The sequence below is a fragment of the Aquirufa originis genome, assembly GCF_042714495.1.
GTDB classification, from domain to species: Bacteria; Bacteroidota; Bacteroidia; order Cytophagales; family Spirosomataceae; genus Aquirufa; species Aquirufa originis.
The window spans coordinates 877,461-890,362 of record NZ_JBBKXY010000001.1 but is presented as its reverse complement, the minus strand read 5'-3'; the positions used below and the strand labels follow the sequence as shown (position 1 = coordinate 890,362).

Annotated in this window: 11 protein-coding genes; 3 read left to right on the top strand and 8 right to left on the bottom strand. The window is 38.9% G+C overall.

The window, feature by feature from the left end; all coding sequences use genetic code 11:
- Positions 1-12: 12 nt before the first annotated feature.
- From SKC35_RS03885 to SKC35_RS03860, 6 genes are all read right to left on the bottom strand, one after another.
- A complete protein-coding gene (locus SKC35_RS03885) occupies positions 13-1,635 on the bottom strand; it encodes a 2-oxo acid dehydrogenase subunit E2 (protein ID WP_377978136.1) in 1,623 nt (540 codons plus the stop codon).
- A gap of 74 nt (positions 1,636-1,709) precedes the next feature.
- A complete protein-coding gene (lepA, locus tag SKC35_RS03880) occupies positions 1,710-3,497 on the bottom strand; it encodes a translation elongation factor 4 (RefSeq protein ID WP_377978135.1) in 1,788 nt (595 codons plus the stop codon).
- Between the two features lie 75 nt (positions 3,498-3,572).
- Entirely contained in the window at positions 3,573-4,862 is a 1,290-nt protein-coding gene (locus SKC35_RS03875; protein WP_377978134.1) for an aminopeptidase P family protein, read from the bottom strand.
- Position 4,863: 1 nt separating this feature from the next.
- Positions 4,864-5,628: a class I SAM-dependent methyltransferase gene (locus tag SKC35_RS03870; protein ID WP_377978133.1), complete on the bottom strand. Its 765-nt coding sequence runs from the start codon at positions 5,626-5,628 to the stop codon at positions 4,864-4,866.
- A 61-nt stretch (positions 5,629-5,689) separates the two neighbouring features.
- Positions 5,690-6,445, bottom strand: a complete 756-nt coding sequence (locus tag SKC35_RS03865; protein ID WP_377978132.1) for a 3-keto-disaccharide hydrolase — start codon at positions 6,443-6,445, stop codon at positions 5,690-5,692.
- A 69-nt stretch (positions 6,446-6,514) separates the two neighbouring features.
- The gene (locus SKC35_RS03860; RefSeq protein ID WP_201737843.1) at positions 6,515-6,658 is read right to left on the bottom strand and encodes a hypothetical protein; all 144 of its coding nucleotides are present in this window, start codon (positions 6,656-6,658) and stop codon (positions 6,515-6,517) included.
- A 91-nt stretch (positions 6,659-6,749) separates the two neighbouring features.
- On the opposite strand from SKC35_RS03860, the gene hisS reads away from it, so the two are divergent.
- Positions 6,750-8,111, top strand: a complete 1,362-nt coding sequence (hisS, locus tag SKC35_RS03855) for a histidine--tRNA ligase (protein ID WP_377978131.1) — start codon at positions 6,750-6,752, stop codon at positions 8,109-8,111.
- On the opposite strand, the gene pgi is transcribed toward hisS, so the two are convergent.
- A complete protein-coding gene (pgi, locus tag SKC35_RS03850) occupies positions 8,112-9,758 on the bottom strand; it encodes a glucose-6-phosphate isomerase (RefSeq protein WP_377978130.1) in 1,647 nt (548 codons plus the stop codon).
- 99 nt (positions 9,759-9,857) lie between these two features.
- Complete coding sequence (locus tag SKC35_RS03845; RefSeq protein ID WP_130896731.1) at positions 9,858-10,493, bottom strand: peroxiredoxin; 636 nt, start codon at positions 10,491-10,493, stop codon at positions 9,858-9,860.
- Between the two features lie 417 nt (positions 10,494-10,910).
- Between SKC35_RS03845 and SKC35_RS03840 the strand changes: the two genes are divergently transcribed.
- Together SKC35_RS03840 and sufB are read left to right on the top strand one after the other, a co-directional pair.
- Positions 10,911-11,375: an Lrp/AsnC ligand binding domain-containing protein gene (locus tag SKC35_RS03840; RefSeq protein ID WP_130896730.1), complete on the top strand. Its 465-nt coding sequence runs from the start codon at positions 10,911-10,913 to the stop codon at positions 11,373-11,375.
- Between the two features lie 76 nt (positions 11,376-11,451).
- Positions 11,452-12,900: a Fe-S cluster assembly protein SufB gene (gene sufB, locus SKC35_RS03835; RefSeq protein WP_130896729.1), complete on the top strand. Its 1,449-nt coding sequence runs from the start codon at positions 11,452-11,454 to the stop codon at positions 12,898-12,900.
- The last annotated feature ends 2 nt before the right edge of the window (positions 12,901-12,902 follow it).

The window sequence follows — 12,902 nt, the reverse complement described above, 5'->3', positions numbered from 1 at the left end:
GCAGAATCAATTTTATAAAAACATTTTGATTGGGTCCTCTAGGTATTGTTTCAGGGTTAACAGGAACGCAGCTCCAGTTGCACCATCTACCACGCGATGATCACAAGTCAATGTTAATTTCATAACGTTGGTGGCATAGAATTGACCATTTTTCACACCTACCGTTTCTTTAATTCCACCCACAGCTAGAATACAAGATTCTGGTGAGTTAATGATAGAGGTAAACTGATCAATACCGAACATACCTAAGTTAGAAACAGTAAACGTGTTACCTTCCCAATCTTTAGGTTGTAATAATTTGCCTTTCGCCTTAGCGCCTAGATCCTTAGCTTCTGCAGAGATTTGTGCAATCGATTTTTCAGAAGCAAAACGGATAACTGGAACTAATAAGCCATCTTCTACTGCAACAGCCATACCGATATGTACATGTTTGTTGACACGGATACGATCTTCCATCCAGTACGAATTTACTTTCGGGTGTTTCGCAAGAGATAGGGCAGTAGCCTTAATCACCATGTCGTTAAATGAAATCTTCACGGGGAATGTTTCATTCATGCTCACACGTGCTTCCATCGCTTTGTCCATATTGATTTCCATCGTTAGATAGAATTCTGGAGCGCTGAATTTAGATTCAGATAAACGTCGTGCGATGGTTTTACGCATCTGGCTGTTCGGAATATCTTCGAAGCTTTCTACTCCTCCAGTGAAGTTCGCATTTGCGCCACCTGAATTAGGATTGTATTCTTCTACGTCAGCTTTCGTGATACGTCCACCTTCACCCGTTCCCGTGATCCAGTTTAAGTTATACCCTTTTTCTTTTGCCAAAGCACGAGCTAAAGGACTAGCCTTTAATTCTGCACCTGGTTTAGATGCTGTTTTTTCTTCTACCACCGGAGCTTTAGTTACTACAGGTGTTGGAGCACTTGCTACCGGGGCAGCCACAGGAGCTGCTGGCGCTGGAGCAGGAGTACTTGCTTTAGGAGCCGCTTCTGCATCTAAGATTAACTGGAAATTAGCACCCGGCTCACCTACAATGGCAATAATACCATCTACGATGACACCTTGTCCTTCTTTAGCACCGATATATAAAAGAGTACCATCTTCATAGTTCTCTAATTCCATTGTTGCTTTATCTGTTTCTACTTCCGCAATGATATCTCCATTCTTGATTACATCGCCTACGGCTTTTAACCACTTAGCGATGACACCCTCTATCATGGTATCACTCATTTTAGGCATACGAACTGCCACAGCTTTTACACCACTTAAATCAATGGCAGGAGTTGCAGCTGGTGCTTGTGCTACTGGTGCAGCTGTTGCGGCAACAGGTTCAGATGCTACTGGAGCAGGAGATGTAGCAGCTGCAGGTGCAGCTAATAGTGCTGAATAATCTTCACCTGGTGTACCTACGATAGCAATAATTCCATCAACAGGGACCGCTTCGCCTACTTTTACACCGATATATAATAAAGTACCGTCTTCATAATTCTCTAGTTCCATCGTCGCTTTGTCTGTCTCGACTTCCGCAATGATGTCACCTGATTTAATAACGTCACCTTCTTTTTTTAGCCAATTAGCGATCACACCTTCTAACATCGTGTCGCTCATCTTGGGCATTCTAATAATTTCAGCCATCTTATTTTGTTTGAAAGTTTAAAATTACGCTTTAAACCCTGTTTTTAAAAATTTTATGTGATAATTATTCCGTATTAATCTAGTTTAAGAACGGCCATAAATGCCTCTTGTGGAATTTCTACGTTACCCACTTGGCGCATCCGTTTCTTTCCTTTCTTTTGCTTCTCTAATAATTTACGTTTACGAGAGATGTCACCACCATAACATTTGGCCAAAACATCCTTACGCAACGCTTTTACCGTCTCACGAGCAATAATCTTCTGCCCAATCGCCGCTTGAATCGCAATTTCAAATTGTTGTCTAGGGATCAATTCACGTAATTTCTCACATAAACGTTTGCCCCAGTCATACGCCTTGTCCCGGTGTACAATAGCTGATAAAGCATCCACTTTGTCACCATTTAACATGATGTCCAGCTTCACCATTTCACCTGGTTCGTAATCTTTGTATTCGTAATCTAGGGAAGCATAACCTCTCGAAATCGTCTTTAATCGATCAAAGAAGTCAAATACTACCTCAGATAAGGGCATATCAAACGTTAATTCAACGCGATCCGTTGTCAGATATATTTGGTTGACTAAAATACCCCTCTTATCCATACAAAGGCTCATAATCACCCCTGTATACTCGGATTTGGTAATAATTTGTGCCTTAATATAAGGCTCCTCAATAATATTAATCAAATTGGGTTCTGGCAAATCAGCTGGAGCAGAAACCCATAATAATTCATCTGCGGTAGTAATCACTTTGAACTTTACCGATGGAACAGTGGTAATCACTGTCATATCAAACTCGCGTTCTAGACGTTCTTGCACAATTTCCATGTGCAACATGCCTAAGAAACCACAACGGAATCCGAATCCTAAGGCAGCCGAAGTCTCTGGCTCCCACACTAAAGAGGCGTCATTTAACTGAAGCTTCTCCATCGCATCGCGCAAATCCTCGAATTCTGAAGTTTCTACTGGATAGATACCGGCGAAAACCATCGGCTTTACTTCTTCAAAACCTTGGATAGCAGAAAGGGTAGGATTAGCAACATGTGTAATGGTATCACCCACTTTTACTTCTTTAGCCTCTTTAATACCTGAAATCAGATAGCCTACGTCACCGGTTTTGATGATTTGTTTGGGTTCTTGTTCTAACCCAAGCGTACCAATTTCATCTGCGTAATATTCTTTACCTGTATTGATGAACTTTACTTTATCTCCTTTTCTGATTTCCCCATTATACACACGGAAAATTACTTCGATACCGCGGTAGGAATTAAAGGTAGAATCAAAGATTAAGGCTTGTAGTGGCGCTTCTGGTTCACCTTTGGGAGCAGGTATACGGGCTACTACCGCATCAAGGATATCTTGAATACCAATTCCTTCCTTACCAGAGGCGTGAATGATATCTTCTTTTTTACAGCCAATTAAATCGATAATTTGGTCTGAAACCTCCTCCGGCATCGCGCCAGGTAAATCGATCTTATTTAATACTGGAATGATTTCAAGATCATGACTAATTGCTAAGTATAAATTAGAAATAGTCTGCGCCTCAATACCTTGGGATGCATCTACAATTAACAATGCACCTTCGCATGCCGCAATGGAACGGGATACTTCGTAAGAGAAATCGACGTGTCCTGGCGTGTCAATCAAGTTAAACGTATACAATTCCCCATCTTTAGGGTATTGCATTTGAATCGCGTGAGACTTAATGGTAATACCGCGTTCACGCTCTAAATCCATATCATCGAGCAATTGATTCATCATATCGCGCTTTTGAACGGTATTGGTGAATTCAATTAATCGATCGGCTAGTGTACTTTTACCGTGGTCGATATGGGCAATGATGCAAAAATTACGCAGGTGTTTCATATAGAATTATTTCTCCTTAGGGCTTCCCCTTAAACTAAGCTACAAATATAGCCAAAACAAGGCATTTAACCCGTTTTATTGATTCATTAATTCTTCAATTTCCTCCCAATCTAACGGAATATTCTTCATCAGATTGATATTCGTACCTGATTGAATGACTAGGTTGTTCTCTAATCTTATTCCTAATCCTTCCTCTTGAATATATATACCGGGTTCACAGGTAAGAACCATTCCTTCTTGAAAAGGTTTGTATTTATCCCAAACATCGTGTACATCTAACCCTAAATGATGGGCAACTCCGTGCATGAAGTATTTTTTATACAGTGGATTAGCCGGATTTTGTTTTTCTAAGTCAGCACGAGAAAATAAACCTAGATCGATTAATTTCCCTTCCATGAAGCGCTCGACCTCTTTTTGGTAATCTACCCAAAACACTCCCGGTTGCATTATTTCAGTAGCATAATTCAAAACAGCATGCACCGCTTGATACACCTGTTTCTGACGAGGGCTAAAACGGCCATTTACTGGAATCGTACGGGTCATATCCGCATTATAATTCGCATAAGAGGCTCCTACATCTAATAAAAGCATATCCCCGTCCTTACACGGAAGCGCATTATCGATGTAGTGAAGTACACATGCATTAGCTCCAGAAGCAATGATGGGCGTATAGGCAAAGCCTTCTGATCGATTACGCGTGAATTCGTGAATGAATTCTGCTTCAATCTCATATTCAGTTACACCTGGTTTAGTGAAATTTAAAACGCGTCTAAATCCTTTATCCGTAATATCACAAGCCACTTGCAGTGCCTGTAATTCTTCCGGTTCTTTTTGCATACGCAAATCACTCAAAATAGGAGCGAGGCGACCTATGGTGTGATTAGGATACGTATTTCTTATATTTATACCTAAGCGAGCATTCTGCGTCTGAACTACTGAAGCATTACGTAAATGCTCATTATCAGTTAAATAGATATGATTTGCAGAGTAAACTAAGGTTTTTAGAAGTGATTCAAAATTAGACGACCATTGGATGTTCTTAATCCCTGAAGTTTGAGTCGCCTCATCTTTGGTATATTTATGTCCTTCCCAAATTTCAATTAACTCAGATGTCTCGCGCACAAAGGCGATTTCTCTCCATTGTGCTTCTGGAGCATCCGGATACAAAATTAAAAAGCTCTCTTCTTGATCTAAACCAGATAAGTAAAACAAATCACTGTTTTGTCTGAATCCCATCGTCCCATCGGCATTCGTGGGCATGATGTCGTTGGAACTAACAACCACGATGGATTTAGGGGGTAATTGTACGTACAATTTGGCCCGATTCTTTTTAAATAATTCAGCTGAAAATGGAGTATATCTCATCTTATTTGCGACAAACGTAAATAATCTCTTCTAGTGGCAATGCCATTTTTTGGCTTTCTGCCAAACCTAATTTCTCAATTAAATTAACAGGTTCTACGGTAAATCCAGACTTTTCTAACTGTGTACCGTAATCACGTCCATAGATACGCAAATGGTCATCTTGTAAGAAATGAATTTCGCGTTCCCGTGGATCTGTGATGCTCGCGTCTTCATAGGTTGTTGCCAGATCATATCTTTGAGGACTTTGGCATAAAGCAAAACCAGTAGGTTTTAATACCCGTCTGATTTCCTGCATACAACGAACATCGTCTTTCACGTGTTCTAAAACGTGATTACAGAATACCGCATCGAATGTGTTGTCTTCGAATGGAATATCATGTAAATCCATTTTCACTTTTGCCAAAGGGCTTTCGATGTCAGCTGTAATGTATTGATCACCTAAATGCTTCTCAAAACGCTCGATAAAACAATATTCTGGTGCGATATGCAATAATTTAGGCTTATCTGTAAAAAAGGTCGTCTCGTTCTTTAGATATAAATACATTAAACGATGACGCTCTAAACTTAAGCAGGATGGGCAAAGTGCATTTTCACGCGGCGTTAACCGGCCATAAGGCAAGAAATGACGAAAGGAATGGTCACAAACTGGGCAATAAACCTTATTCCCGGTTAAGAAAATACTGTATATTTTGATGAGTCTGTGGGCAAATAATTGAATGAATTTTCTCGGGATAAATCGTAAAACCCAGCTAATGATGTATTTCATAGAAACAAAAAAAGGGAAGGCTTTTATGTTGAAAACCTTCCCTTCAAAATTAAGAAATTAATTACATTTTTCTTAACCAAATATTACGGAAGCTTACTGCGTTTCCATGGTCCTGTAAACTAATAGGTCCAGGTCCGTGAACTGGATTCAAAGGCTGTCCAATATATTCAGTCGTTCCTTGGATCTTCGTGTGGTTTTGCACTACAATGCCATTGTGAATCACTGTTACATACGCTGGTGTTTCAATTCCCCCATTTGTGGTGAATACAGGAGCGGTATATATGATATCGTAGGTATTCCATTCCCCCATTTTAGAGGTTGCATTGACTAAAGGAGGTGTTTGCTTGTAAATGGCCCCTGCTTGACCATTGCGGTAAGTCGGGTTTTGATACGAGTTCATCACTTGAACTTCATACATTCCTTGCATGAATACACCACTATTTCCTTTTCCTTGGCTTTTTAACGTTTCAGGTTCGATAGGGGATTGCCATTCGATGTGCAATTGATAGTTAGTGAATTTCTCTTTAGTAGAGATATTTCCCTTGCCACCTACGACGGTCATCTTTCCATCAGCTACTTTCCAAGCTGCAGGTGAGCCATCTTTTGCTGATTCCCAATTATCTAAATTTTTACCATCGAATAAAACAATCGCATCGGATGGAATGGCTCCAGGAGTTACTACAGTAATGCTTGGTTCCCAATATTCCGTGTCATTCGGGTTTGTTGGATTTACTTTTACGTGGCGATGATCTTGTGCAAGTGTTAACGTTGCTGAACCCAAAAGTAGGGCTGAGATGGCAAATAATGTCTTTTTCATTGTTGAATAGGATTGGATTGAGCATAAAAAAACCGGCATAAACCGGTTTAAATATAAAGAATATAATTCTTATTTAGCAAAGCTAGCTTTAATAGCTTCTACATCAACTAACTTGATGATAGGTCTTGCTTTTAAAATTTTGATAGCTGCAACCTTGTTGTTAGCTACTGCTTTATTTCTTCTGTCTTTACGTTTTAGTCTAGTTACTGCCATGTCTTTGATAATTTGGTTTGCAAAAATAGCTAAAATCGACTATTATCAAAAATATTATAGCATAATTAATTAAATTTGTTTTTTTAGAAATATGCAGAAACCAGCAAACGCACGAGGTACAAGGGATTTTGGTCCTACAGAAATGGCAAAACGTAATTACGTTTTTGACATCATAAAGACTCATTTTCAGGGATTTGGCTTTCAAACAATTGAAACTCCAGCTATTGAGAATTTGTCTACCTTGACGGGAAAATATGGTGAGGAAGGCGATCAATTGCTATTTAAAATTTTGAATAGCGGTGATTATTTATCCAAAGTTTCACCAGCTGACGTTGATGCTGGTTCTAAATCATTGACTTCTAAAATCTCTGAAAAGGGTCTTCGCTACGATTTAACAGTACCTTTTGCACGATTCGTTGCCATGAATCGTAATGACTTAGCTTTTCCATTCCGTCGCTACCAAATTCAGCCGGTTTGGAGAGCAGATCGTCCGCAAAGAGGTCGTTACCGCGAGTTCTATCAATGTGATGCCGATATTATTGGATCGGATTCTTTAGTAAATGAGGCTGAACTTATTGCCTTATTTCAATCGATTTTCAATTCATTGAAGCTTCGTGTTAACTTATACATAAACTCCCGTAAAATTTTAGCGGGTATCGTAGATAGCTTAGGGGAAAGTGCACGTTTTGTAGCCTTTGCCGTTGCCTTAGATAAACTAGATAAGATTGGTTGGGAGAATGTAGCGAAGGAATTGATTCAGAAAGGGTTTACAGAAGATAAGACAGAGGCTATTAAAGATTTAGTTTTGTTTGAGGGATCGAATGAAGAGAAAATCGCGAAACTAACTACGTTTTTTGACACGAATGCCACAGGTTTACAAGGTTTATCAGAAATCACAGAGGTCTTATCCTTATCTGAAACCAATGGATTCTCATCCGATAATCTTGTTTTTGATTATAAATTAGCCCGAGGCTTGAGCTATTATACCGGTTTGATCTATGAAGGTAAAGCGGTTGATCTTCCTTTTGGATCTATTGTGGGCGGAGGTCGTTACGATGATTTAACGAGTTCTTTTGGATTACCTAATATGTCAGGAGTTGGAATCTCTTTTGGTATCGAACGTATTTTGGATGTCATGGAAGAATTAAAGCTTTTCCCTGAAATGGCAACTAGTGCAAGTGCCATTCTTTTTACCTATTTCGATGAGACTGGACGCAAAGCCAGTTTAGGAATGGCCAATGAATTACGTAAAGCAGGAATTCCGGCGGAAGTTTATCCAGATATTGCCAAAATCAAAAAGTCGTTCGAATTCGCAGACAAGAAAAAAATCGCTTATGTCGCTGTGATAGGGGAGTCTGAATTGAAAGAAGGAAAAGCGAATGTAAAGGATATGAAAAATGGAGAACAGAACCTGCTCTCCATCTCTGAAATGATTGCTTTGTTGAAAGCTTAATTACCTCCAAGCCTTGAATTGATTAATCAATCCGTTCGTAGAAGAATCGTGGGAATTAATTTTCTCTTCATTCTCTAATTCTGGAAGGATTGAATTAGCTAATTGCTTTCCTAATTCTACACCCCATTGGTCGTAGCTAAAGATGTTCCAAATAACTCCCTGAACAAATATCTTGTGTTCATATATGGCAATTAAAGAGCCCAATGTAGCTGGATCAATTTGTTTTACTAGGAATGAGTTAGTGGGTTTATTTCCTTCAAACACCTTAAATGGCGCTAATTTCTCAATCTCAGCCTCGCTCAAGCCAGCTTTTTGTAATTCAGCAACAACTACTTCTTTCGACTTCCCATTCATTAATGCCTCTGTTTGAGCAAAGAAATTAGACATCAATAGAGTATGGTGATTTCCTATTTTATTGTGTGTCACTGCTGGAGCAATAAAATCAGCAGGAATTAATTGTGTTCCTTGGTGAATTAACTGGTAGAATGCGTGTTGGCCGTTTGTACCTGGTTCTCCCCAAATTACTGGACCAGTTGCGTAGTTAACTCGTTTGCCAGCACGATCAATCGTCTTTCCATTTGATTCCATATCTCCTTGTTGGAAATAGGCAGCAAAACGGTGCATATATTGGTCATAAGGCAAAATAGCGTGTGTTGGTGCATTAAAGAAATTCACATACCAAATACCCAACAAACCTAAGATCACAGGAATATTACTTTCGAAGGAAGCTGAAGCAAAATGGCTATCCATGGCTTCAGCACCCGCTAATAGTGCCTCGAAATGTGTGTATCCAACGGATAAACAGATAGATAATCCAATCGCAGACCATAAAGAATAACGTCCACCTACCCAATCCCAAAACACAAACATATTTGCTGTGTCTATTCCAAATTCAGCCACAGCCTTTGTATTCGTAGATAAAGCTACAAAATGCTTAGCAACCGCTACATCGTCTTTAGCCGCTGCTAAGAACCAATCTCGAGCAGAGAAGGCATTCGCCATCGTCTCTTGCGTGGTGAATGTTTTAGAAGCAATTAAAAACAAGGTTGTCTCTGGATTGACTTTCTTTAAGGTCTCTGCTATGTGAGTTCCGTCCACATTACTAACAAAGTGTACGTTTAATCGTGTTTTATACGGTTTCAAGGCTTCTGTCACCATGACGGGACCTAAGTCAGAACCACCAATACCAATGTTTACTACATCCGTAATTTCTTTACCAGAAAATCCTTTCCAAGCACCTGAGATAACTTTCTCAGAAAATTCTTTCATCTGTGCTTTAACAGCTTGAATCTTAGGAATAATATTTTCTCCATCCACTAATACGGAAGCGGAAGATTTAGCTCTCAATGCCGTATGTAAAACCGAACGACCCTCTGTTTGATTAATCTTATCCCCTGAAAATTGCGCTTTGATCGCCTCTTCTAAGCCACATTCCTTTGCTAACTGTAATAAAGATTGAAAGCTCTTTTCATCAATTAGATTTTTCGAATAGTCGAAGAAGATGCCGTTAAATGTTTGTCTATAGGTAGCTTGTCTATTGGAATCGCCTGCAAATAACTGTGCGATGGTGGTTGAAGCTAAACGAGTTTGATCAGATAAGAGTGCTTTATAGGCAGCAGTAGAAGTAAAATTAATCGTTGATAACATGCGGATTATATTAATGAGCTACAAAAATACGGTTTTATACTAAAAAATGCCAAAATCCACAGCTAATGAATTTTGGCATTTAACTTAGGCAAAAACCGATTATAAATTCGGTTGTGGTGTTTTACGTAAATAAGGTTTAACCGAAGTAAATCCTTTAGGGAATTTAGCTACGGCATCTTCATTAGAGACAGCTGGAACGATGATCACATCGTCACCATTCACCCAATCAGCAGGCGTAGCTACTTGGTAATTAGCAGTTAATTGTAAGGAATCAATCACACGCAGAATTTCTGTGAAATTACGTCCTGTTGAAGCAGGGTAGGTAAGTGTTAATTTGATTTTCTTATCTGGCCCAATGACAAATACTGAACGGACGGTTGCTTTCTCAGATGCATTCGGGTGAATCATATCGTACAATAAGGCTACCTTTTTCTCTGGATCTGCGATGATGGGGAAATTCATTTTTACCGAATTTACTTCTTCAATATCGGGTACCCATTTATTATGAGATTCTAAGCTATCCACTGAAATAGCAATTGGTTTTACGTGACGTTTTTGGAATTCACCATTTAAAAGAGCCGTTTTGCCTAATTCTGTGGTACATACAGGAGTGAAATCTGCTGGGTGGCTGAATAACAATACCCAAGAATCTCCGATGAATTCGTGGAAGTTAATGTGACCTAATGTTGTATCTGCACTGAAATCTGGTGCGATATCTCCTAATCTTAATGACATAATGTTAGGGGTTAAATAGTAAAACTAGATTGTCTACCAAATTTATAGATTATTGGACAATAAAAAAAGCAATCCTAAAATAAGATTGCTTTTAACATTACACTTCATCAACAAACTAAAAACCAAATTAATTAAAATGCTGTAGGAGAAGGATTCGAACCTCCAAGGTGCAGTTAGCCGCGACACAGAACTGATTTAGTGGTCAACCCATTATGCCGTGTTTATCCTGAACTCACCACCCCCGAGACAGGAGGGCACGTCTGCCAATTTCATCACCCTACAGTGAAAATTATTACCTTTGCAATAATTAGTAGGACAAATATAAAAGGAGAATTTTAATTTTTCAAAATTTTTCAAAAAAAAATGTCTTTTTTTGCATAATTCTTAAAGCGAACCTGAAATAATTACGAAAATTCAATGGAAAAGAAGTTTGAGCTTGATCCTCTAGATTATAAAATACTGGAAATTTTAGTGAAAGACGCGAATCTTCCCTATACAGAAATCGGTTCACGCCTAGATGTGTCTGGTGGTACGGTTCACGTACGCATGAAAAAGATGGAATCTTTAGGGATTGTAAAAGGAGCGCAATTACTCATTGATTATTCGAAAATAGGGTGGGACATTACCGCATTTTTAGGCATCTATTTAGATAAGAGTAGTTTATATGAAGATGTGGCCAAACAGTTAGAACAGATCCCTGAAGTGGTTAATATTCATTATACGACCGGTATTTATTCCATTTTTGCCAAAATTATTTGCCGCGACACCCAACATCTTCGCGAAGTATTACATGATAAGATTCAGCGCGTTACAGGTATTCAACGGACAGAAACCTTTATCTCTTTGGAAGAAAGCTTAATCAGAAATACACCTTTATTTTAGTTGTTTAGATTTATTCTAAACTAAGTCTATTTTTCTCCAAAATCCTTTTGTAATTTTGTATTCTAAATGCAAAATGATGGCAGAGAAAGTAGACGATATTTTACAAGAAGTAACTTCAACCGATTATAAATATGGGTTTGAGTCTCATTTCGAGACAGACGAAGCCCCTATTGGTTTAAGTGAATCAATCATTCATTTTATTTCAGAGAAAAAGAATGAACCAGATTGGATGTTGGAATGGCGATTATCCGCCTACCGTTACTGGAGAACGTTAGCCGAGCCAGATTGGGCTAATCTATTGTATACTCCTACGAAATACGATGAATTGAAATATTATTCAGCACCTGTTCAAAAGAAGCAATTGAATTCATTGGATGAGATTGATCCAGAATTACGAAGAACTTTTGAGAAACTAGGTATTTCATTGGACGAACAAAAGCGTCTTTCAAATGTGGCTGTGGATGCTGTTATTGACTCTGTTTCTGTAGCTACTACTTTTAAAGAAACATTAGCAGAGAAAGGGGTGATCTTTTGCTCTATTTCAGAAGCTGTTAGAGAACATCCAGAATTAATCAAGAAATATTTAGGATCAGTTGTTCCAGTGAAGGATAATTACTTCGCTGCGTTAAATAGTGCCGTATTTTCAGATGGTTCGTTCTGTTATATTCCTAAAGGCGTTCGTTGCCCAATGGAATTATCTACCTATTTCCGTATCAATGCATCTGGAACTGGTCAATTTGAACGCACCTTGATCGTAGCGGAAGATGAATCGTATGTTTCGTACCTAGAAGGTTGCACAGCACCTATGCGCGATGAAAATCAATTGCACGCAGCAGTAGTTGAAATATACGTTCACGCAGGTGCTGAAGTGAAGTATTCAACGGTACAAAACTGGTACCCTGGCGATAAAGAAGGAAAAGGTGGTATTTATAATTTCGTTACAAAACGTGGAATTTGTGATGGTGCGCATTCAAAGTTGTCTTGGACTCAGGTAGAAACGGGTTCTGCAGTGACTTGGAAATACCCATCAGTTATCTTAAAAGGGGATTATTCGATTGGTGAATTCTACTCCGTAGCAGTAACTAATAATTACCAACAAGCGGATACCGGCACTAAAATGATTCACTTAGGGAAGCATTCTAAGTCCCGTATTGTTTCCAAAGGTATTTCGGCAGGATTCTCTCAGAATTCGTATCGTGGTTTAGTGCAAGTGGCTAGAAAAGCGGATGGATCTAAGAATTTCTCACAGTGCGATTCATTATTGCTAGGAGATAAGTGCGGTGCACATACATTCCCCTATCTTGAGGTAAAAAATAATACGGCATCTGTTGAACACGAGGCTACCACTTCCAAAATTGGAGAAGATCAAATCTTTTATTGCAACCAGCGTGGTTTAAGTACCGAAACTGCGATTGCTTTAATTGTGAATGGCTATGCTAAAGAAGTTTTAAATCAATTACCAATGGAATTTGCAGTCGAAGCACAAAAACTTTTAGCTATTTCATTAGAAGGTTCGGTAGGATAGTG